The organism is Arthrobacter sp. zg-Y820 (genome assembly GCF_030142155.1).
Taxonomy (GTDB): Bacteria; Actinomycetota; Actinomycetes; order Actinomycetales; family Micrococcaceae; genus Arthrobacter_B.
In genome coordinates this window covers 3,712,271-3,732,961 of sequence record NZ_CP126247.1, presented here as the reverse complement: position 1 = coordinate 3,732,961, position 20,691 = coordinate 3,712,271, and the positions used below count along the sequence as shown (strand labels likewise).

21 protein-coding genes and 1 pseudogene are annotated in these 20,691 nt (G+C 63.1%); 11 read left to right on the top strand and 11 right to left on the bottom strand.

The window, feature by feature from the left end; translation table 11 throughout:
* Positions 1-377: 377 nt before the first annotated feature.
* From rpmH to QNO08_RS17135, 8 genes are all read left to right on the top strand, one after another.
* Positions 378-515 carry a 50S ribosomal protein L34 gene (gene rpmH, locus QNO08_RS17170; RefSeq protein WP_056010217.1) on the top strand — a complete coding sequence of 46 codons (138 nt, stop codon included), beginning with the start codon at positions 378-380 and terminating at the stop codon, positions 513-515.
* A gap of 62 nt (positions 516-577) precedes the next feature.
* Positions 578-946: a ribonuclease P protein component gene (rnpA, locus tag QNO08_RS17165; protein ID WP_229966480.1), complete on the top strand. Its 369-nt coding sequence runs from the start codon at positions 578-580 to the stop codon at positions 944-946.
* A gap of 7 nt (positions 947-953) precedes the next feature.
* Positions 954-1,325, top strand: a complete 372-nt coding sequence (gene yidD, locus QNO08_RS17160; protein WP_229966479.1) for a membrane protein insertion efficiency factor YidD — start codon at positions 954-956, stop codon at positions 1,323-1,325.
* An 8-nt stretch (positions 1,326-1,333) separates the two neighbouring features.
* Positions 1,334-2,296 (top strand): membrane protein insertase YidC, encoded by a 963-nt coding sequence (yidC, locus tag QNO08_RS17155; RefSeq protein WP_229966478.1) that lies wholly within the window; start codon positions 1,334-1,336, stop codon positions 2,294-2,296.
* Positions 2,293-2,871, top strand: a complete 579-nt coding sequence (locus tag QNO08_RS17150) for a Jag family protein (RefSeq protein WP_229966477.1) — start codon at positions 2,293-2,295, stop codon at positions 2,869-2,871. Before yidC ends, QNO08_RS17150 begins: the two co-directional genes overlap by 4 nt.
* A gap of 47 nt (positions 2,872-2,918) precedes the next feature.
* Positions 2,919-3,551, top strand: coding sequence for a 16S rRNA (guanine(527)-N(7))-methyltransferase RsmG (gene rsmG, locus QNO08_RS17145; protein ID WP_229966476.1), 633 nt, complete (start codon positions 2,919-2,921; stop codon positions 3,549-3,551).
* A gap of 210 nt (positions 3,552-3,761) precedes the next feature.
* Positions 3,762-4,937 (top strand): ParA family protein, encoded by a 1,176-nt coding sequence (locus tag QNO08_RS17140; protein ID WP_284015825.1) that lies wholly within the window; start codon positions 3,762-3,764, stop codon positions 4,935-4,937.
* 102 nt (positions 4,938-5,039) lie between these two features.
* Positions 5,040-6,383, top strand: a complete 1,344-nt coding sequence (locus tag QNO08_RS17135) for a ParB/RepB/Spo0J family partition protein (protein ID WP_229966475.1) — start codon at positions 5,040-5,042, stop codon at positions 6,381-6,383.
* Positions 6,384-8,362: 1,979 nt separating this feature from the next.
* Here QNO08_RS17135 and QNO08_RS17130 read toward each other — a convergent pair.
* From QNO08_RS17130 to QNO08_RS17120, 3 genes are all read right to left on the bottom strand, one after another.
* A complete protein-coding gene (locus QNO08_RS17130; RefSeq protein ID WP_229966474.1) occupies positions 8,363-9,199 on the bottom strand; it encodes a class I SAM-dependent methyltransferase in 837 nt (278 codons plus the stop codon).
* 270 nt (positions 9,200-9,469) lie between these two features.
* Positions 9,470-9,808 carry a hypothetical protein gene (locus QNO08_RS17125; RefSeq protein WP_229966473.1) on the bottom strand — a complete coding sequence of 113 codons (339 nt, stop codon included), beginning with the start codon at positions 9,806-9,808 and terminating at the stop codon, positions 9,470-9,472.
* Between the two features lie 190 nt (positions 9,809-9,998).
* Complete coding sequence (locus QNO08_RS17120) at positions 9,999-10,796, bottom strand: SDR family NAD(P)-dependent oxidoreductase (protein ID WP_229966472.1); 798 nt, start codon at positions 10,794-10,796, stop codon at positions 9,999-10,001.
* Positions 10,797-11,029: 233 nt separating this feature from the next.
* Between QNO08_RS17120 and QNO08_RS17115 the strand changes: the two are divergent.
* Positions 11,030-11,185 (top strand): annotated as a pseudogene (locus QNO08_RS17115) (IS110 family transposase); the annotation flags it as partial.
* Positions 11,186-11,201: 16 nt separating this feature from the next.
* Here QNO08_RS17115 and QNO08_RS17110 read toward each other — a convergent pair.
* The 3 genes from QNO08_RS17110 to QNO08_RS17100 all read right to left on the bottom strand — a co-directional run bounded on the left by QNO08_RS17110 (position 11,202) and on the right by QNO08_RS17100 (position 12,872).
* Positions 11,202-11,777, bottom strand: a complete 576-nt coding sequence (locus tag QNO08_RS17110) for a hypothetical protein (protein WP_229966471.1) — start codon at positions 11,775-11,777, stop codon at positions 11,202-11,204.
* A complete protein-coding gene (locus QNO08_RS17105; RefSeq protein ID WP_229966470.1) occupies positions 11,774-12,223 on the bottom strand; it encodes a hypothetical protein in 450 nt (149 codons plus the stop codon). Before QNO08_RS17105 ends, QNO08_RS17110 begins: the two co-directional genes overlap by 4 nt.
* A 112-nt stretch (positions 12,224-12,335) precedes the next feature.
* Positions 12,336-12,872, bottom strand: coding sequence for a hypothetical protein (locus QNO08_RS17100; protein ID WP_229966469.1), 537 nt, complete (start codon positions 12,870-12,872; stop codon positions 12,336-12,338).
* A gap of 262 nt (positions 12,873-13,134) precedes the next feature.
* Between QNO08_RS17100 and QNO08_RS17095 the strand changes: the two genes are divergently transcribed.
* A complete protein-coding gene (locus QNO08_RS17095) occupies positions 13,135-13,257 on the top strand; it encodes a hypothetical protein (protein WP_269439197.1) in 123 nt (40 codons plus the stop codon).
* Positions 13,258-13,276: 19 nt separating this feature from the next.
* Positions 13,277-14,032 (top strand): SAM-dependent methyltransferase, encoded by a 756-nt coding sequence (locus QNO08_RS17090; RefSeq protein WP_229966468.1) that lies wholly within the window; start codon positions 13,277-13,279, stop codon positions 14,030-14,032.
* Between the two features lie 230 nt (positions 14,033-14,262).
* Here the strand turns inward: QNO08_RS17090 and QNO08_RS17085 are convergent, their stop codons facing one another.
* From QNO08_RS17085 to murJ, 5 genes are all read right to left on the bottom strand, one after another.
* The gene (locus QNO08_RS17085) at positions 14,263-15,459 is read right to left on the bottom strand and encodes a peptidoglycan-binding protein (RefSeq protein WP_229966467.1); all 1,197 of its coding nucleotides are present in this window, start codon (positions 15,457-15,459) and stop codon (positions 14,263-14,265) included.
* A gap of 11 nt (positions 15,460-15,470) precedes the next feature.
* The gene (gene trxA / locus QNO08_RS17080; protein ID WP_104053463.1) at positions 15,471-15,797 is read right to left on the bottom strand and encodes a thioredoxin; all 327 of its coding nucleotides are present in this window, start codon (positions 15,795-15,797) and stop codon (positions 15,471-15,473) included.
* Positions 15,798-15,822: 25 nt separating this feature from the next.
* On the bottom strand, positions 15,823-16,842 hold the full coding sequence (gene trxB, locus QNO08_RS17075) for a thioredoxin-disulfide reductase (RefSeq protein WP_442860523.1): 1,020 nt from the start codon (positions 16,840-16,842) through the stop codon (positions 15,823-15,825).
* A 263-nt stretch (positions 16,843-17,105) separates the two neighbouring features.
* Positions 17,106-18,671: an ABC transporter substrate-binding protein gene (locus tag QNO08_RS17070; RefSeq protein ID WP_229966465.1), complete on the bottom strand. Its 1,566-nt coding sequence runs from the start codon at positions 18,669-18,671 to the stop codon at positions 17,106-17,108.
* A 269-nt stretch (positions 18,672-18,940) separates the two neighbouring features.
* Positions 18,941-20,602 (bottom strand): murein biosynthesis integral membrane protein MurJ, encoded by a 1,662-nt coding sequence (gene murJ / locus QNO08_RS17065; protein ID WP_269439196.1) that lies wholly within the window; start codon positions 20,600-20,602, stop codon positions 18,941-18,943.
* Between the last annotated feature and the right edge of the window lie 89 nt (positions 20,603-20,691).

Here is a 20,691-nt window from a genome sequence, read left to right as displayed (position 1 = left end):
AACGCCCGTGGCCAAGCCTAGAGGATGATTTACCCCCGTGGTAGCTGGATTCCGGCTGTGGACAGACGCTGGGACGGGGCTCACACCAGTGTGTGTTCGGGCTTCATCAAGGCAGTTGTCCACAGGTGTGGATGAAATTGTATGAACAGGGCAGCCGGCCGTTGAGGCGCTCCCCGGTTTGACTGGCGGCGGTCATGCCCCTACCGTGGAGTAGTCCTTTGTGTCTGCTATCTGCACTCATTCATGCCCATCAGGGTTCTGGGAATCAGGGTCCAGGTCCGGGTTGAGAGCAGTCAGACACATGAAATAAGCGCCGCTTGTTCTTCCCCCTTGTCGTAGCAAGCCAGCGCAACTCAGATTGTCTTGGAGTAACTACCGTGAGCAAGCGGACTTTTCAGCCGAATAACCGCCGTCGTGCCAAGAAGCACGGCTTCCGCCTTCGCATGCGTACCCGTGCCGGCCGTGGAATCCTTTCCGCACGCCGCGCCAAGGGCCGTACCGAACTGTCGGCCTAAATAGCCTCAAGTTTGTCGATGCTGCCCAAACGCAGCCCCGTCTCCGATTCCAGGTGGTCTGAATGCTGGCCGTAGGGAATCGGGTGCGGACATCGGCGGATTTTTCTTTTACTGTACGTTCCGGTGCCCGCAGTGGGCGCCGGAACGTCGTGTTATATGCGGTGGACACAGGGGCAAGCCCTACCCGCGTAGGCTTCATCGTCGCGAAAAGCGTCGGGAACGCCGTGACACGGAACCTCGTTAAGAGAAGACTGAGAGAAGCAGCTGCCCAGAGTCTGCGTGAGTACCCCACCGGGTTCGATATTGTCGTCCGTGCGTTGCCGCCGGCGGCAACGGCGTCTTGGCAGGAGCTTCGCACAGACTATCTGGGCGCGCTGCGTACGTGCGCCGGGAAACTCGACCGCGCCCGCTCGCTATGCCAGAAGGGGTGATCCGCTGATGAGCCGTTCCGGAACTGATCCGGTAAGGGCTGTCCAGTCGATTGCCCGCGGCGTGTGGAATCTCCCGCGCTACGTTCTGATGGGCCTTTTAATGGCCTACCGCAAAACCATTTCGCCTCTATACGGACCGGTCTGCAGGTTTTTCCCCTCCTGTTCCGCATATGCTCTTGAAGCCGTGACTGTCCACGGTGCCGTTCGCGGCACGTGGCTGGCCGCGCGGCGGCTTGTCCGCTGCCACCCGTGGAACGACGGCGGTGTGGACCATGTCCCGCCTGGACACAGGATTTGGGACCAGGAAAAGGTTCCGAGGATTATTGTGCTGAATCATCCCGTGATTCCAGCCGACGAAGACAGCCGCGAAGCGGCTTAGGAGAGTAAATGGGTTTCTTCGATACGATACTGTTCCCCTTTAAGTGGGTAGTGTCCTGGATCATGTGGATCTTCCACGAGGGCTTTGTTTTCCTCGGGATGGATGAGGCATCCGGCTGGACTTGGACCCTGTCCATCATCGGCCTCGTGATCGTGATCCGGGCCGCACTGATTCCGGTCTTCGTGAAGCAGATCAAGGCCCAGCGCGGCATGCAGTCGCTGCAGCCGGATCTGAAGAAACTCCAGCAGAAGTACAAGGGCAAGACCGATCAGCTCTCCCGTCAGGCAATGACGCAGGAGCAGATGGCGCTCTACAAGAAGCACGGCACCAACCCGTTTGCGGCCTGCCTGCCGATGCTGATCCAGATGCCGTTCTTCTTTGCGCTGTTCCAGGTGCTGAACGGCGTCTCGAAGGCCAGCGACGACGGCGTCCACATCGGCGCGCTGTCCGCGGAAGCCATCCAGCAGTTTGATGCGGCCACCATTCTCGGCGCTCCGCTGTCCTCGTCGCTGCTGCACGGCGGAGGCGGTGACGGCCAGATCGCCGTCGTCGTTCTCTCCATCGTCATGATCCTGGCCATGACCGCTTCGCAGTTCATCACGCAGAAGCAGATCATGTCGAAGAACATGTCCGAGGAAGCCCTCGCCAGCCCCTTCATGCGCCAGCAGAAGATGATGCTGTACATCCTGCCCCTGGTCTTCGGTATCGGCGGCATCAACTTCCCCATCGGCGTGCTCATCTACTGGACCACCACCAACCTGTGGACCATGGGCCAGCAGTTCTTCGTGATCCGCCGGATGCCCACCCCCGGCTCCCCCGCAGCCAAGGCCCTGGCCGAGCGCCGCGCCAAGAAGGGCCTGCCGATGGCCCCGCTGCTCGGTGAGGCAAAGGGCGGCGCCGCTGAACCTGCTCCCGTGACAACCAGGACCCAGCGCCAGCAGCCCCAGCGGAAGAACAGGAAGAAGCGATGACCACTGAGCCCGTGGCGGAGTCTTCAGCCGACGAACCCGAGGCAGTCGAAGACGGAACTGTGGCTGCTGCTGCGGGCGAACCGGTTGAAGCCGCCGGCCCCGGGCGCCTCGAAGAAGAGGGCGACGTAGCGGCCGACTATCTCGAGGAACTTCTCGACATTGCCGACATTGACGGCGACATCGACATTGAGGTCCGGCACGGCCGCACATACATCTCAGTGGTGGCCGAAGACGGCGACGTCACCGGCCTGCGCGCCCTCGTGGGAGAGGACGGAGCGGTCCTGGAGGCCCTGCAGGAGTTGACCCGCCTCTCGGTCCTCACCGCCACGGACAGCCGCTCCAGGCTCGTCCTGGACATTACCGGCTACCGCAAGGAACGCAGCGCCGAACTCCAGGTCATCGCCGAGCAGGCGGTCAGCGAGGCCAAGGAGGGCGGCCAGGACGTTGCCCTGCGTCCCATGAGCGCGTACGAACGCAAGATCGTGCATGACGCCGTCGCTGAACTTGGACTCGTCAGCGAGTCCGAGGGCGAAGGGGAAGAACGCCACATTGTGGTGTCACTGCCCGCCTCCTAGGGCGGCTTTATCGCTGGAAAACTGCACCGCAGACAAGGAAATACCACGTGGTTGAAACAACGCCCGCAGAGCGCACGGCGGCGGAAAAAATCTTTGGCACCCGGCTGGAACTGGCTGAGCGCTATGTCGAGCATCTGGCCACATCGGGCATGGAACGCGGGCTGCTGGGGCCCCGCGAGGTTCCCCGTTTGTGGAGCCGGCATGTGCTGAACTGTGCCGTGGTCGCTGACCTGATCGATGAAAACGCCCGAGTGGCCGACGTCGGAAGTGGCGCCGGATTGCCGGGCCTGTGCCTGGCCATCGCCCGCCCTGATCTGCAGCTGACCTTGATTGAACCCTTGGAACGCCGAGTGATCTGGCTTAACGAGGTCGTGGCGGATCTTGGCCTGGAGAACGTCACGGTTATTCGGGGCCGTGCGGAGCAGGTGATCGACGAGGTCGAGGCGGATGTCGTGACGGCGCGCGCCGTTTCCGCCCTGGGGTCCCTGGCCGGCCTGACGATCCCCCTCCTGAAGGGCAAGGGAGTGGTGCTGGCGATCAAGGGGCGCAGCGCTGAAGAGGAGATTCAGAAGGCATCGAAGGTCATCCGCAAGCTCGGAGGCCGCGAGACTTCAATTCTGACCGCCGGAGAAGACCTCCTCGAGGAACACACGACGGTTGTCCGCATCCGCGTGGGGTAGCGGGGCCGCATGATCTTGTGCACACACCGGCCGCGGTCCGGGATATTTGCCGGGCAGCGGATAGGCTGGATGAACTAATGCCTATGTTTGGAAAGTGAGCCTGTCCAGGTGAGTGCGCGCCGTGATTCCGCCGCAAAACGGATTCCACCCTTTGCAGCGTTGGGTTCTGCCCTCTCCGCACAGTTCTCTAGAATTCAACCCCAAACGTTTGTGAACAATCAGGAGCCGCCCGCCGTTGAGCGTGAGCCGGCTCCGCAGTCAGCGGAGCAGCCGGTTGAGCTCGCAGCCTCGGCTGCCGTTGCCCCCGACCCCGTGGAGGCGCCGGTTTCTCCCGCACCGGCTGCCGCTGACCCTGCCGCTTCCATGGACCTTGTTTCACGTGAAACAGCGCACAGCGTTGTCACCCTGCAAACCGCGGCTGAATCTGCAGCGGCCCCCGAGGCTATCGAAGGTGGTGTAGCTGACGAGGCGGTCGTACCGTCGACGTCGGTGGACGTTATGGACCTAATGGACGAAAGCACCCCGCTGGCCAGGGAACTCGCGCATGAAAGCCGCCGTCGGGAAAAGCTCCGCGGCCGGGTTCTCCCGCGTCCGGTCGAGACCCGGATCATGACCGTGAGCAACCAGAAAGGCGGCGTCGGCAAAACGACCACGACCGTCAATCTGGCCGCTGCCCTCGCCAGTGCCGGGCTGAACGTGCTGGTCATCGACATTGACCCTCAGGGCAACGCCTCCACGGCACTGGGCATCGACCACCGTGCCGAAGTCGAGAGCATTTACGATGTCCTCATTGACGACCTGCCGCTGGCTAACGTCGTGGCTCCGTGCCCGGACATTGACAACCTTATTTGCGCGCCCGCGACCATTCATTTGGCGGGAGCGGAAATCGAGCTGGTATCCCTGGTCGCCCGGGAACAGCGGCTGCGCCGGGCCATTGATGTTTACGCTCTGGAACGGGAACGCACCGGCGAGGAACGTCTCGACTACATCTTTATCGACTGCCCGCCGAGCCTGGGGCTGCTGACCGTCAACGCCTTCGTTGCTGCCCGGGAAGTCCTCATTCCGATCCAGTGCGAATACTATGCGTTGGAGGGCCTGAGCCAGCTGTTGAAGAACATTGAGATGATCCAAAAGCATCTCAACGCCGACCTGGTTGTTTCGACGATTCTCCTCACCATGTACGACGGCCGGACGAATCTGGCGGCTCAGGTTGCCGCCGAAGTCAGGGAGCACTTCCCCGACCAGGTGCTTGGAGCCGTTGTGCCGCGGTCCGTGCGAATTTCGGAAGCTCCGAGCTATCAGCAGACGGTCATGACCTATGATCCGTCCTCCACTGGCGCCCTGTCCTATCTGGAAGCTGCCTCGGAGATTGCCCAGCGCGGCTAGACATCCCGCCGTGCCCTGCGCAGTAAATGACATCCTGAATCGTAGAATACAGTCACAATCAATCCATGCCGCTTGCTGTGTGCATAAGGGAAGGACATACCCATGACCGAAAAGCGTCGTGGTTTGGGACGAGGCCTGGGGGCATTGATTCCCAGCAGCGCAGAATCAGAGGAAGCCTCAGTGGCTGCCTCGGCCCCCGCTCGCGCCGGCCGACCCGTTGATGTGTTTTTCCCGGCCGCCGGTGACAGCGTGACACCGACCCGTCCGGCTCCCGGAGGTGCCCGTCGAGGACCGGGGATCAACATGGATGCACTGCGAGGTTCCGGACAGAAAGCGGCAGGCACGGGTTCACCCCGGAGCCAGCAGATGTCAGTTCCGGGTCTCGATGAGGGGCTTGGGGAACCGGCATCAGCCGTCGGTTCCGAAGAGCCTTCCACGGACGGTGCCGCTGACCGCGGCACTGGTCCGTCACAGCCGGCAAAGGCCCGCCCCAAACGGGGCCAGACGGCCTCCAGGGCGGCTTCAGCGACAGGCGCGGCCAGCACGGGGGAACCCGCCGAAAACGGCCCTGACGCGGCAGCAGAAGCCGACAACGGTGCCGCTGTTTCACGTGAAACGCTCGTGGAGGTGCCGGGGGCGTCCTTCGCCGAGATCCCGGTGGACTCCATCCACCCGAACCGGAAACAGCCCCGGTCGGTCTTCGATGAAGATGACATGGCCGAACTGGTGCATTCCATTCGGGAGATCGGTGTCCTTCAGCCGATTGTTGTCCGCCCGTCCCCGGAAGACGACCCCGAACATCCCTATGAGCTTGTCATGGGTGAGCGGCGCTGGCGGGCAAGCCGCGAAGCCGGACTCCAGGCTGTCCCCGCAATCATCCGGTTCACGCAGGATGTTGATCTGCTGCGTGACGCCCTGCTCGAGAACCTGCACCGCAGCCAGCTCAATCCCTTGGAAGAGGCGGCTGCATACCAGCAGCTTCTGGACGACTTCGGCTGCTCCCATGAAGAGTTGGCGGACCGCATCGGCAGGTCTCGCCCCCAGGTAACCAACACTTTGCGGTTGATGAAACTGCCTCCGCTGGTGCAGCGCAGGCTCGCGGCCGGGATTCTGTCGGCAGGACATTCACGTGCACTGCTCGGCCTCGCGGATGCCGCCGAGATGGAGAAGCTGGCGCAGCGAATCGTCGCTGAGGGGTTGTCCGTCCGAGCGACGGAGGAAATCGTGTCTATGAGTGACGGCTTGCGCCGTCCGGCCAAGGAAAGCAAGCCCAAGGTGGGGGCGCGGCACGAGCGTTTGGATTACCTGGCGACGTCGTTGTCGGATCGCTTGGATACCAACGTGAAAATCACCCTGGGTGCCCGCAAGGGAAAGGTCAGCATTGAATTTGCCAGTGTTGATGACCTGAATCGCATCATGGGAGTGCTGGCGCCGCCCTCCAACTGACCCTCCCCGGGCGGCACCCCGGCGGTGTACCCCTGTCGCGGGTACCGTTGTCCGGTCCTGGGAGCAGTTGGGTTCCGGTCGTTCGGGCTTTGTTTCACGTGAAACACCGCCCGGACGGCCTTTTTGATGCCGGCATAAGAGCAGTTGGACCGACGTCGAACCCACCACGCAGTAGCCTCAGGTGGCGTAGCAGACGGGGATTGGCGGGCGTTAAGGCCAGTCATCCGTATAGCACCGGGGCGCACCTGTTCCCCCGTGGGCGCGTGGATCCGGGGCCGAACGCTACAAACGGCCCCGCACTTGTAGCGATTTAGCCGAACCACTCCCGGACATGCCGGACTCAGAAGCGTTTCACGTGAAACGCCGGTTAGAGTCACCCCCACCCCGCTTGAGTCGTCGAGCGGAAACTGCCCGCTGAACGGATCACTCCGGCGCCGCCTGTGTGACTCCGACTCGGAGATCCCATTGTCTGAATACGAAACCCGGTGTTGTGGGTTGCAGTCGTAGGTCCAACATCAGAAGGGGAAACCCCACTCGGATTCTGGAATGAAGGCTAACGCAGTTACCGCGACGGGGACCTGCTGCTGATACTACCGCCGGGTGCTTGAAGCCAAACCGTGCAACCTAAACCGCGCAACGGGCTTTCCGTTTCACGTGAAACCCTTCCTGGTTCGGGTTCGGCTGATTACCTCCGTGGTGTCGCCACGTCGGCCGGTGAACGCTCGCCTGGTCCGAGAGCGGGGGCACTGCGCCGGTGCCCCCCGGCAGCATCTCCCTGCCGGCTGAGGTATCAAGAGGTATCCAGGGCAGCCCACGGGGAAATTCACTGGCACACAGGCCGGCAGCAGAGGGTTTAGGGACTTCGTCGGGCAATGAGTACCCGTGTTTGCTGGGAAACGGGACCCTCTCGTGCAGGGTTTCACGTGAAACACCGCCTCCGGACACCTAACAACGCCCCTCGGATCCGTGCCCTGGTGTTGAATCACGGCACGGCTCGCGAATTCTAAAAAATTTTTCTGCGCGGCCTGGTTGTGGGGTGCCTTTGGTGGGGCTCTTCATTGTTCGTATCGGCGTCGTTGGATGGGTCCGCGGCGAGGGATCAGGTTCTCCTGGGGTGCGCCAGGCGTTGGGTGGGGTAGCTGACGCGCCCTCCCTGTTGGCCTTTGTGACACCTTCGGGCCTCGGGTCTGCTGGCGGAAAATCACGTGTTGCCCTGCCTTTCTGTGCCACAGTGGAGTGTCCAGTGGTAGGCCGGGGAAAGTATGCCACCGGCGGGTTTCACGTGAAACGATGGGGTCACTGAGCCTCTGGTAGGTAGGTCCGGGACGGCGGTGTCATGGCCGGCGGGGAGCATCTGGATTTGCAGTGTCTCGATTAGAGGTGCCACGCCCCGGAGCGGCACACGGCTTATCCAGCACGGCAGCGGAGGGCACCATCGCGTTGCGGTGCACCTGAAAGTTTCGGAAGCTGGTGCAGTTTGCCGCACGCATTTCATTGGCAAATGTTTACGTCCCCAGCAGAGGGATGTGGTCAGATGTTGGGCGGTTCACGACCTGTCTGCGCAGAGCATTCACACCCAATATTCTTGGCGTTTGAAGGCCGCTCCGCGATTCAAAGCCTATTATCCTTCCCCGGCGACAAAAGGCTTTGTAGGAAGACGCAACGTCTGTCTTCTGGCGCGGTTCATGATGGACCAGCCGTGTATCGGGCACAAGACGGAATCCCGTGATCGTCAGCCCGGGCCGCGGGGTACAGCCGAGTCTGTTTCACGTGAAACAGAACAAACTGGCTGGCCTGCCCGTCCGTGGGTGGCCGTTTCACGTGAAACAAGTCAGCGGGCACCTGGATCGGTAGGCGGCTCATAGGTGTCTCTGACCAGCAGTGGGTGTTTCACGTGAAACGCGGTGCCACCCCGCCAGTCTTCTTGGTCGTTTTGCGGGCGCTGGCGGGCCGTTGCGGATGGCAGTTCTGCGGCTGCCTTAGAGGCGCCTGGCGGTCAGCAGGAGGTACTCCCAATCCATGACTGTTTTTGTCGGATCGGAGCTAAACTGCCCCACCAGGGAAAGCAGGTCGGAGTCGAGCTCTGCCGCACGGCCGGGATCTGCTGCCAAAGATCGATAGACGGCAATGGTGGGCCCGTAATTGGTCTTGAAGAAGGCAAGGAATTCCTCGGGTGAACGGAATCGGTCAACGCGCAGTGCGCGACGCTCGACTCGAAGGTCGCTGACCTGTCCCGCGAAGAGCGCCTCGACATGTTCTTTTTTCCCCCACAACGGGGGAGGCTGTATGCCCGGCGGGGGTGGAGGCGCATAGGGCTTCATGGTGGCAAACATGCGGCCGATGAATCCTTCCGGCGTCCAGTTGATCAGTCCGATCCGCCCGCCCGAACGGCAGACCCGCACAAGCTCATCGGCCGCCTGCTGATGATGCGGGGCGAACATGACGCCGACACAGGACAGTACGACATCGAATGATGCATCCGGAAACGGCAGGGCCTCGGCGTCGGCCACCACCCAGTCAAGGTTGCTGCCACGGGCCTCGGCGATGGTCCTGCCGATGTCTAGGAGCTCCGGTGTAAGATCCGATGCAGTCACATTGGCCCCAACATCCGCCGCCGGAATCGCAGCGTTACCGGTGCCGGCAGCTATATCCAGTACCCGGTCCCGGCCTGTGACCCCGCAGGCCTGGACAACAACGGCCCCGAGCGTGGGGATGACCTCAGTGGCGACGGCGGCATAGTTGCCCTGCGCCCACGTCTTCCGGAGCTTGCTTTTCAGCTCTCGGTCGGCATCATTGGTGGTTGGTGTTTCAGTCATTGTTTTCACATCCTTGGTAGCAGACGGGGGCTAGCGGGAATCTGCGGCACTGATACAGGTTGTCACCGCGTAGCAGGCGCAACGTGAGCAGCTCCGGGCTGCCGACTCCTCAATTTTTGCCCTCCGCTGACTACCGTCTGAGAAAAGCGGTCCCGGGAGATGGGTTCCGTCCCAGCCATGCCTCACTGTAAAACCGTCACCGGGCGTTCCGAAAGAGTTCAGGCGGCGGCAATCGGCTGCGGGACGCGAATTTCATACAGAAGGCCTGCGTCAGCTGAAAACATAGCTGTCGACGTCGTAGGCCGACAGTCCCGCATTTTGAATCGGGCCGTAACGGCTGCGGCCAACGCCGCTCTGCCCGGAGGCCGCAGGCGGCGGTGTCGCCGACTGCCGCGCGGGGAACCTTCTCCTGGCTGAAGTCATCCACTCCGGGGTTGAGCGCACCGGGCGGAACGCCACGTCGATCTCGAAACCCGGGCGCCGGCGGCTCTCCAACAGTTGCGCCAGCAGGTCCCAGGTGCTGCCCACCTGCGTCGTGGGGGTCAGTACCAGCAGTTGTCCGGGAACAACGTGCGCGACGACGGTGGCACAGGCGCTGCGCAGGATCAACAGATCACACGAAACGACGTCTAACGCTTCTCGGGAAACCCGCCCAGCTCGCCTGTCGGGGATTTCCTGGGCTTCCGCCGGATCTCCAACCAGGGGACGGGCGTTCCCTGCGCAGCCGGCACTTTGGCCCGGGGTGCGCCGTCGCAGAGCTCCGGACACCCCGGGCCCGCGGAACCGGCCCAATAGCCGGTTAGCTCTCCGGAAGGTGGGGAGCCCATGGAGAACCGTTGATGTGGCTGCCGCCGTCTACGAAGAGGGTATTTCCAGTGAGGTATCTTGAGTCTTCGCTGGCAAGGAACACTGCCACGCCTCCGAGGTCGGCTTCTGCGTCTCCCATGCGGCCCATGGGTATCGCGGCATCAGTAGCTGCTGCCGCATCGGGTTGGTGCGTGGCGAAGTTACGGTAGGCCGCTGAGGCCACCGCGGGGCACATGATGTTCGCGGTGATGCCGTATGGTGCCCACTCTCGAGCGGCTGTGCGGGTGAGGGCGCGAAGTGCTTCTTTGCTGGCATTGTATGCCGCGGTGCCCATGTGGGCGTTGACCCCGTTGAGGGAGCTGATGTTGATAATGCGTCCCCATTGCTGCGCTTTCATGACGGGAAAAGCCTTTTTCATGGCCCAATTCGGTCCGAGCACGTTCATGGCGAAGTTCGCTTCGTACTCTTCGTCGGTTTTGTTTTCCACCCGGTGGATGCCCCAGCTGCGGTAAGCGTTATTGACGAGGATGTCGATGGATCCAAATTCATCAACCGCAGTTTGGACTGCGGCATCCATCTGTGATTTCTCCGTGATGTCGCAATGCACGAAGGCCGCCTGGCCGCCGTTGGCGACAATGGAATCAGCCGCGGCTTGACCTTTAACATCGTCAAACTCTGCGATGAGAACAGCCGCCCCGGCTTGCGCAAAGCGGCGGGCAATTCCTTGCCCGAGCCCGTCCCCGGCGCCTGTCACTAATGCCACCCGGCCTTTCAACTGATTGTCGATCATCGTCACTCCTTTTGTTGTTGAACTGTTCGGTTTGTACGCGTGCGTCATGGCATCATGGCATGCTCTCACGCCGTAATGACGGATTGCCCAAGCGCAGCGGTTGCGGCGCCGAACTGCTCGCAACAGTGACGCGGCCAGCTTTTTGGCCCGGGGCGCGCTGTCGCAGAGTTCCGGACACTCCGGGCCGATGTGTCTACGACGTCTTTTGCTGTCCTTATGTGTGGTCGAGGAGGTATGACCGCAAACGCACCGAAGGTAAATCCCATACCCCAGCCGTCATCTGTCTTGCACGACGCCGCTTCAACGTCCTCTGGGCCATGCTCCGCGACGAAATGCCCTACACACCCTCACCGCCTGTGCCGGCCCACCGGTGCCTGCTGGCCGCCTGAGCAACCGGTAGATGGCTTATCGCTGCAATGATCTTCGAGCCACTTCTATCAGGGCATCGATTCTCTGCATTACTTCTTCTTTGAGGACTGAGTTGGTTTTAGCGTCGACGTACCAGCCAAGCCTGTCATAAGCGTGCACTGACGCAACCGTGCCCATGGGTCCGGACGTGAAGGAAACAGTCATGCCGACCGGAACGCTCTTGCGGCCCCACGGCAGGAGCATCCCCCAAAGTCTGGTCAGCAAATCGGAACCCGTAGCTACTGTTACCGAGTCGCCTCGCGATTGCGGTCGGTAGCCCGCATTCCTCAAGTTTGACTCGAGGGCGGTCACTGCCGCTGGAACCGGTTCAAGAAGAGTGAAGGTCTCCTTTGATTCGTAAATGATTTCCAAAGAGGACTCTTCTTTCGCTAAATGCGGCGGTGAGGGGTTCACCCAAATGAATATAAGCGTGAGCCGGCTCGATGACCTGCTGGCGCGGCCATTGAGCCAGGCCGTTTCAACCGATCCGGTTGACAACATCAATTGGAAATTGCCGTCCTCGGCCTCCTGGCCGTGGTTGGGACGGGAGATTGCGTGGATGCTTCCAGTCATCTCGCTTCCGCGGTACTGGAGAGAGTTCGGGGCGGCCGGCGGAAGATCACCACGAGTGGGATGACCAGCGCGATGGCCAGCAGAAGGTCACCACCGCCCCAGGTGTCGGTTAGTGCTGATCGGGTGAAGGCGAGAGCCCACATCAACAGCACGGAAAGCGATGCGTAGAACCCGAACCTGCGGCATCGGTTCCACCATCCCGCCACCCGGTCCTGCCGGGTGGTACCCGTTGCTGGCACAACGGTTCGCGGATCAAACCTCCTGCCGCTGTGCTGGAGAAGGAAGGGTGCCATGAGAAACAACATGGTCAACGTGAAAATAGGTTGAAGGGAGCCGGTGACCGCCGTGAGCAGCCCCAGTACCAGGGGCAGAACAACGAACACCAGTACCCGGCCACGCCGCGTCCTCATCTCCAGGATGCGTTTTCCCCTAGTTTCGAGTCTCATGGAACCAAAGCCTATTCGGAACTGCCGGACATGAATGTCGGAATTCTCTCCCAAAGCAAGTGGCGCCCACTGAGGCCGGTGAGCGCCGCCGAGGCGGCTGTGCAACTACCTCCTATGGATTGCTCCTTGATGTGTTGCTTAATCCCCGCTGGTCTTGACATGCCTGGAAGAGTTCACGAATGTCTTGCCTGCCCTGACCGTAGTCAACCGCCGTTGATTTCATTAAGGGACGGCAGGTGGCAGTTATGCGGGACATGTTGGAACCTGCATCTTCGAACTTTAGGGTGATGGTTTCACCCCAAGTCTTGAAGGTTATTGATACCCTGATTTCCGCTCCGTCCGCGGAGAGGCTCCGTAGTTTGAACCGGCGCATTCCAGCTACGGCACTCTCTACAACCGCTGGCACAGAGCCAATCGGAGTATCGAGCCGGACTTGCCCCTCTGATACTGCTCCCGTGGAGCTAATTTCAGAGTTATTGGTCCGAGCGATTTGCTGGCGGTTTGATGATCTGTACGTGGAGATCATGAAGCCGACGGGAACCGCGACTATCACTACGGTTATCCAATGATTCCATCCGATAAAGATGCCAGCTGCCAGAAGAATCAAAGTCATCAGGGTCAAGAGCAGGTAAGGCCATTTTGTGCTCATTGGAACTCCTATCCGCCTATATACTCACCGTGATTCCTGGGGTGGCCTGGACTGGGGTGGCCACACCCAGGACCAGGGCTGCGGCCATGGCGGCGGCAGCGAGGGAGCCGGCCTTTTGGGCACGGAACGACGGCGATAGCAGCATGGAAACCCCGAGAACCAAGAGACTGGACCGGAGGCTCCAGCTGCTCGAAACCCTAGGTCTCGAGCAGAGACGGTGTCACCGGACCCACATACCCGTCTTTGAAAGGGAACCACTCGGTTGACAAAACAACCCAAAAAGCAGGCCACCACGGCGTCCGTCCAGACCCACGCCGACCAGCTCGACGCCGAGGGCGGAACCGCGCGCCTCACGCCGGGGTGTCTCAGCCTCGGCGTCGGCTGAATCCTGTAGCGTCGCTGCGATGGAGCGCTCCGAGATCTTCGACATTGCCCACCAGCGCCATCCAATCGCGGCGCCGGTGGCGCCCGATCGGCTGCGCGAACTGGTCGGCTGGCTGAGCCCAAGCGACGGCGCCCGCGCCGTTGACCTCGGGTGCGGCGAGGGCGAGTGGCTGCAGGAGCTGCTACTCACCCACCCCGGAATCACTGGCGTAGGGATCGACCAAATGGTCCCAGCCTCTGCCGCCCGGCGTGCCGACGAGCGGAAACTGAGCGACCGGGTGCGCTGGATCGAGACGGATGCCGCCACCTGGAACGACGGGGTCTTCGACGTGGTGCTGTGCGTCGGTGCGAGCCACGCCTTCGGCCGGCTGGAGGACATGCTGGGCGCTGTCCGGCGGCATCTGCGCCCCGGTGGCCAAGCGCTGATCGGCGACAGCATCTGGGAGGGCGCCCCGTCGGCTTCTGCCCTGGCCGCGCTCGAGGTTTCGGCCGACGCCTATCCCGACCTCGCCGGCCTGGTGCGAGCCTTCCATGAGCACGGGTTCGAGCCGTCGTACGGGCACGTCAGCACGTTGGCCGAGTGGGACGACTACCAGTTCAGCTGGACCGGGTCGCTCGTCGACTGGGCCGTGCGGGAGGCCTCGACGACCGAGGATCGTGACCAGGCATTCGCCGCTGCACGTGAGAATCGCGACGCCTGGCTGAGCGGCGCACGACGCGAGCTGGGGTTTGCAACCTTCGTCCTGCACGACGCCGCCGTTGGAGTGCGTGACTGACCGGCGTTCACGTCCTGGCGAGCAGCCAACGGCGTGAAACGTATCGCGCACGACGGATCTTCGGAGCTCTCAACGCGTCAAACGACGTGCAAGGAGGTAGTCACACAACCCCCGGTGGTTGTGACCGCAAAGGTGGCGGCCACCGGGCTCCTTGTCCGTTGAACTAGGGATTCCACGCGACGGCGGCACCCCCGTTGCCGGGAGTGCCGCCGTCGTTGTTTGTGACATGCCTAGAGGCCGGCTACGCGCCGTTCCCCGGACTCCTCCATGGGGTTGAACCGGAAGACGTCGTCCAGGGCCAGCGTTCCGGTGGGCTGGTCTTCTTCTTCCAGCAGGTAGAGGCGTTGGATGCCGATCACGATGGAGTCCGCCACCGTCTGGCGGAACACCGGATCGGCAAGCCGTTCCGCGTCGCCGCGGTTGCTCAGGTAGCCCAGGTCCAAACCGACCGAGGGGATTCCGGAGAGCTTCAGGGTGTCCCAGGTCCGGCCGTGGACGCCCAGGCTGTCCATGCCGGTACGCGCCGCCAGCTCCTTCATCAGGAGAATGGCCGCGCGGTGCCCGATGGGGGAGCGCGCCTCTCCGGTCCCCGGCAGGCCCCAGTAAAAGGCGGCGATGCCGGATGCGGCTTCCTGGTCCAGCCAGTCACAGTGAAGGTCCAGATTGAGGCTGGGCACGCTCGTGCCGGTGACCTTCAATGCTGAAAATGTGGAGGACCGCCACACCACCCCGGCACCGAATTCCCGCAGGATCCGTTCCACGCGGCGGCCGATGTCCGCCGCCACCAGGGCCTCGGTCAGCGGCTGGGAGGTGAGGCGTTCGACGGCGTGCGGGGAGGCCAGCTCCGACGCTCCGGTACTGAGGGCGATCATACGGCCGCGCAGAGCCGCGGTGGAGCGGTCCAGCCGCTCGTAGTCCCGCAGCGCGAAGGCCTGGCTCGGAGTGATGGCGCGGTTCACCCGGGCCATGGCGCGCATGGTGGCTTCATCGCAGACACCGCTGCCGGGAATGCCCAGGTTCTGCTGCAGTTCGGCCACGGCGTAGCGTGTCCGCAAACTGAATTCGCCGTCGATGTGGCCGTAGTAAAAGCCCAGGTGCGAGAGGTGCCGCTGAAGTTCAGCGACGTCGTCGCCGCGCGCCGGAGATTCGCCTTCAACAAAGGCCAGCGTGCGGTCACCGAACCGGAACTGCGCTTCGGCCAGTGCGCGCTGGGTGTCCCGGCCGGCAACGCCGTCGACTATGAGACCGCGGCTCTGCTGGAAGGAGCGGACCGCAGCGTCTACGTGGTCATCGAAAAGGGTGGGGTCGTTAACGGAGTCCGGAGCCAGATAGGACATGGAGATGCCGGCACGCAGCAACGCTTCTCGAAGCGCCACAACGTGCCGGCCGGCATCCATTCTCCGCAGGGATTCTCCTGCCGAGTGCATGGTCTGTGTCTTTACTTCAGGAACGCCGCAAATTCCTGTTCCAGGACCTGCTTGGGCTTGGCGCCGATGGACGTGGCAGCCACCTCGCCGCCCTGGAAGACGTATACGGCCGGAATGGACGTGATGCCGTACTTGGCCGCGATGGCGGGGTTGTCGTCCACGTTCACCTTCACGACGTCGACCTTGTCGGCATACTGCGCGGCAATGTCATCGAGGATGGGGGAGAGCATGCGGCAGGGGCCGCACCATTCCGCCCAGAAGTCGACAATGACAGGCTTGTCGGCAGTGAGGACATCGGCTCCGAAGGAAGCGTCGGTTACATCTTTTGCGTTGCTCATGTGTTGCTCCTAACAGGTTCTGAACTTAAAGGGCGGAGTGTTCGGATACGGCTTCGGCCGGCGGCGTCGGAACCTCGGCGGCGGTCTGGGCGGCGTCGCCCAGATCGGCAAGATAGTGCTCGACGTCGATTGCGGCCACACAGCCGGAACCCGAGGCTGTGATCGCCTGGCGGTAGGTGGGGTCGATGACGTCGCCGGCAGCGAACACGCCGGGCAGCGAGGTCTTGGAGGTGCGGCCGGCAACCGCGATGGTGCCTTCGCTGGTCAGCTCCAGCTGGTCCTTGACGAGGTCCGTGCGCGGATCGTTGCCGATGGCGACAAAGACGCCGGTGACGGGGAGGTCGGACTCGGTGCCGTCGACGGTGTTGCGCAGGCGCAGGCCGGTGACCTTGTCCTCGCCGTGAATGCCCGCAACTTCGGAGTCCCAGACGAAACGGATCTTGTCGTGGGACAGGGCACGGTCCTGCATGATCTTGGAGGCCCGCAGGGTGCTGCGGCGGTGAACCACAGTGACGGTGGAAGCGAACTTGGTGAGGAACAGGGCCTCTTCGAGGGCCGAATCGCCGCCGCCAATGACCGCGATGTCCTGGCCTTTGAAGAAGAAGCCGTCGCAGGTGGCGCACCAGCTGACGCCGCGGCCGGAGAGGCGCTTTTCGTCCTCGAGGCCCAGCTCCCGGTAGGCGGAGCCCGTCGAGATGATGACCGCACGCGCCAGGAAGGTTTCACCGGTGCCGATGGTCACCTTCTTGATGTCGCCGTCGAGCTCAACGCTGGTGACGTCCTCGAAGAGGATCTCGGTGCCGAAACGGGCAGCCTGCTTTTCGAACTGGGCCATGAGATCCGGCCCCATGACGCCTTCCGGGAAGCCGGGGAAGTTCTCCACGTCGGTGGTGTTCATCAGCTCGCCGCCGGCGGTGACTGAGCTGGCGATCAGCAGCGGCTTGAGGTTGGCACGGGCGGTGTAGACAGCCGCTGTGTAACCGGACGGACCGGAACCGACAATAATGACGTCGCGGACGCCGTCGGCGGCTGCGGGGGTTTCGATGCTCACGGTTAGGTGTTCCTCTTCCTGTTGAAAACTCTTGCGTTCCGGCAGTGATGCTGGTGAATCCGAGTGAACCGGGATGCCGTTTGCTTACTCCGGGACCACTGGGCACAACCGTTACAGCCTCAAGCTTATTCCGGGCTGCGCGTTACCGGACACGGCAGCGGCCCGGTACGGGGCCGTCGGGGCCGATCCCGCTGCACCGATCCAGGCGGATGCGGCACCGAACCCGGCGGATGCCGGGTCCGGTGCGGGCTCCAATGCTAGGAGACGCCGATTTCCGCGATGCGCAGGCCCCACGGATAAGTGGCCTGGAGGCCACCGCTCAGGCGCGGCAACTGGGTGAAGTTCACGATTACATACTTGGCCGTAGCCGCTTCACCTTCCACCTTGGGCACCTGGATGCTGGTGGTCGGACCGGTGAAGCCGCTCTCGGCCACGGAGGAGGCACCCTCCAGGCTCGGGGAATCATTCAGCAGCACGGAGAAGCTGCCGCCGGTTCCGTTGAGCTGGCTGATGTCGATCTTGTTGATCGCCGATTCCTCTTCCAGTTCGACGACGAGGGCGAGGTTGGGTGCCAAGCCGCCGAAGGTGTCGTTGGCGTAGACATAGCTGGACCAGTAGGTGGCCGGGTTGCCGTCGAGGATCTGCGGCAGCGCCCCGTCGTTTTCCGCATCGAGGGCGGGGTTGCCGGGCACCAGGCGGCTGATGCCTGCCGGCACGGGTGCGGCTGCGGTCTGCACCGGTGCGGCTACCGGCGGAGCTTCCGCGGGAGCGCTGGCCGCAGCGGTGGGCTCATCAGCCGCCTGCGGAGCGTCGTTGCCCTGCTTGCCCAGCTGTCCAACAGCCAGGACGACGGCGACAACCAGGACCAGCGTCAGGACCGCACCCACGAGCACCCGACCCCAGGTGCGGCGTCCGCCGGGGGCCGCGTCGTCGTCATCGTCCTCGTAGGCCTCGTAATCGTCCTCGGCGGCAGCGGTCGCTGCAACGGCGGACTTCGGGAAATTGGAGGGAAGCCGCTCGGAACCGCGGCCGGGAGCCTGGCGCGCAGTCGCGGAAGGAGCCGCGGGCTCATCGGCGGCCGGGTGCTCCTCGGGGACGGAGTCGGCTTCCGAGGCGTAATCGGTTTCCGTCCAGCGGGAGACCTTGGGCGTCGGGCCGGTGGCCGGCGCCGCGCCGCTGGTGGGCCGGGCGGCGGAGGGAGGCGGCATGTTCGCCGCTCCGGTGGCTGCTTCGGCAGGAGCATCCGCGGCGTCGCCGAACTCCAGATCACGGGCAGCAGCAGCTTCCTCGGCACCCGAGAGCACACCGCCGCCGGCGCCGGCGGCAGCACCCGCACGCCCAAACTTGGGCAGTCTCGGCAGGGGGCGGCCGGCCATCAGGGGCTTGCGGGGAGCGCGCTCCGCGGGCTCTTCGACGTACCGGTCGTCCTCAGTGGTCTCCGGCTCACGGGAGCGGGGCATCCCAAAGATCTCGGAGCCGAGCGTGTCTGTGAAGAAGGGTTCGACGAACGGAGCGTCCCGTTCGATCACCAGGTCCAGGAGGTCGGCCGCGTTGGCGTTGTTGGTGACCAGGTAGGTGCGGCCATCGCTGACGCCGAGATCCAGGATCTGCACGTTGCTGGCCCGTTCGCCGGTGGCAACCTCACGGGCGCTGGCACTGACCTGTGCGGTGTTCTCGGGAGCTGCGAGGAGGATGCTCACGGCACGGTTAAGTACCTGGTCCACGCCGTCAAGGACCAGATCGTTCTCCGCTGAGGACAAAACCTGGGCGGTCACTTTGTAGCGGCCCCCCAGTGTTGAGCCTACGTCTACCGGCTGTGGCACGTGTTCCTCCCATGGAAACGGCAATTACTGCATTCAAGGTAATGCGAAATATTCAAGGTAGTGCAAATAATCAGAGTGCTGTGAACTGGCCTGCCGCTTGTTTGACTACTGCTGGTTCAACACTGCCTGGTAACGAAGAGACTCCAAAGCATGCTTCTTCCCCCATGCTACCTGCGCGGATTGGCAAACCCGGAGTTGGCGCCCGCCTGTCTGTCAAGCGAAAGCCGCGCCCTGCGGGTGCCGGGACCTGCACCGCTTGGAGCGGGCGCCTACCGCCGGACCTTTGCGAGGATGGGGCCGAGGAAAGCATCCAGTTCCCTGACCTTCAGGGCGCGCAGCATGAAGTAGTAGGACACGGCCATGAGTGAGCCGCAGATCAGCAGGGTGACCAGGGAGCCGGTCAGCGACTGCCAGGCGAAGCCGTCCGCCGAGTAGCCGCCCAGCATGCCGAGTGCCGCGGATCCGAGTGCCGCACAGCCCAGAGCCGCAACGGTCAGGCGGACATGCACGTCGAAGACCTCCCCGGCGCCGTAGTGTCCCAGTTTGCGGGTGAGGAAAATGTGGCTGACCAGCACGCCGGCAATGTTCCCCAGAGAATAGGCAATGGCCAGGCCGAAGATGACCCGGTTGGGGGGCAGGACGGAGGCGCCGAAGGCAAGCAGAACGCCGAAGACGGAGAGCATGATCTGCATGACCATGGGCGTTTTGCTGTCTTCATCGGCGTAGAAAGCGCGGTTCATGAGGAAGGTGGCGCTCAGGAACGGCGCGCTGACGGAGAGCAGCACCAGCACCTGTCCCTGGACGGCGGCCGAGGCAGTGGACCCGCCGCTGAGCCACATGCTGATGGGGCCTGCGAGCACCACCAGCACAGCAGAGCAGAAGACGGTGGCCACTCCAATGGTCCGCAGCCCGGTGGCGATGGTGTCGCGGACCTGGGCCAGGTTGCCTTCGGTGAAGGCATGGGACATCTGGTTGAACAGCACCGTGGCCAGGGAAAGCGTGATCACCGAGTGCGGAATCATGTAGAACATGGAAGCAGTTTCCAGGTTCACCTGGCCGGCAATGATCTGCGGCGGATTCATGGCTGCATAGGCAGGACGCGCGGCCGTGGCGATCGTGGCAACGTTGTTGTAAATCAGGTAGGCGCCGTTGCCCACCACCATGGTGATGATGGTCCACTTGGCGACCTTGCCGGTCTGCCGCAGGCCGATGCCGCGCAGCCGGAAGGTGGGACGCAGGCCCAGCCCCAGCTTCTTCAGCGGAATAAGCAGCACGGCTGCCTGCGCGACAATGCCCAGCGTCGTGCTGCCGGCCAGGATCAAGGTGGCGGACGACGTCCAGTTCTCGGGCGAGAACTGGTTGGCTTCCTCGGTTCCCATCAGCGTGATGAACAGGACCACGCCGGCAATGGCCACCAGGTTGTTGACCACCGGAGCCCACATGTAGGCACCGAACCGACCGTTGGCGTTGAGCGTCTGGCCAATGATGGCGTAGGCGCCGTAGAAGAAGATCTGCGGAAACAGCCAGTAGGCAAACGTGGTGGCCAGGGGGAGCTGGGACTCGTCCAGCCGGGTGACCACGGGCAGGATCCACGGTGCCGCGACGGTGGCGGCCACGGTCAGGATGCCCAGCCCGACCAGGCTCAGGGTCATGATCGAGGAGACATACTCCCGGCCGCGGTCCGGCCGTTTGCTGGCCTTGATGATCTGCGGGACCAGGACGGCGTTGAACACGCCGCCGGCCAGCAGCAGATAGATGAAGTTGGGCAGCACGTTGGCGTTGCTGAAAATGTCAGACACCAAGCCGGCATTGCCAATTGCCACGGCCAGGAGTGCGGTCCGGACAAGGCCAAGGACGCGGGATAACAGGGTTCCAGCTGCCATTACCGCGCTGGAGCGCGCCGTGCTGGGAGCAATATTCTTTTCGGCCATGGTGTCCCTATGCTCTCACCTCGACCGGGCAGGGCTTAAACCGGGGGGGGCAGCGCCTGAAGGTCTGAGGCGGGCCGGGCGTGGCGGGC

Excerpts from the sequence above, each read along its gene's own strand:
- rnpA (WP_229966480.1), top strand. The coding sequence starts at position 578 with ATGCTGGCCGTAGGGAATCGGGTGCGGACATCGGCGGATTTTTCTTTT.
- yidD (WP_229966479.1), top strand. The coding sequence starts at position 954 with ATGAGCCGTTCCGGAACTGATCCGGTAAGGGCTGTCCAGTCGATTGCC.
- yidC (WP_229966478.1), top strand. The coding sequence starts at position 1,334 with ATGGGTTTCTTCGATACGATACTGTTCCCCTTTAAGTGGGTAGTGTCC.
- QNO08_RS17150 (WP_229966477.1), top strand. The coding sequence starts at position 2,293 with ATGACCACTGAGCCCGTGGCGGAGTCTTCAGCCGACGAACCCGAGGCA.
- QNO08_RS17135 (WP_229966475.1), top strand. The coding sequence starts at position 5,040 with ATGACCGAAAAGCGTCGTGGTTTGGGACGAGGCCTGGGGGCATTGATT.
- QNO08_RS17130 (WP_229966474.1), bottom strand. The coding sequence starts at position 9,199 with ATGACTGAAACACCAACCACCAATGATGCCGACCGAGAGCTGAAAAGC.
- QNO08_RS17120 (WP_229966472.1), bottom strand. The coding sequence starts at position 10,796 with ATGATCGACAATCAGTTGAAAGGCCGGGTGGCATTAGTGACAGGCGCC.
- QNO08_RS17110 (WP_229966471.1), bottom strand. The coding sequence starts at position 11,777 with ATGACTGGAAGCATCCACGCAATCTCCCGTCCCAACCACGGCCAGGAG.
- QNO08_RS17105 (WP_229966470.1), bottom strand. The coding sequence starts at position 12,223 with ATGAGACTCGAAACTAGGGGAAAACGCATCCTGGAGATGAGGACGCGG.
- QNO08_RS17100 (WP_229966469.1), bottom strand. The coding sequence starts at position 12,872 with ATGAGCACAAAATGGCCTTACCTGCTCTTGACCCTGATGACTTTGATT.
- QNO08_RS17090 (WP_229966468.1), top strand. The coding sequence starts at position 13,277 with ATGGAGCGCTCCGAGATCTTCGACATTGCCCACCAGCGCCATCCAATC.
- QNO08_RS17085 (WP_229966467.1), bottom strand. The coding sequence starts at position 15,459 with ATGCACTCGGCAGGAGAATCCCTGCGGAGAATGGATGCCGGCCGGCAC.
- trxA (WP_104053463.1), bottom strand. The coding sequence starts at position 15,797 with ATGAGCAACGCAAAAGATGTAACCGACGCTTCCTTCGGAGCCGATGTC.
- murJ (WP_269439196.1), bottom strand. The coding sequence starts at position 20,602 with ATGGCCGAAAAGAATATTGCTCCCAGCACGGCGCGCTCCAGCGCGGTA.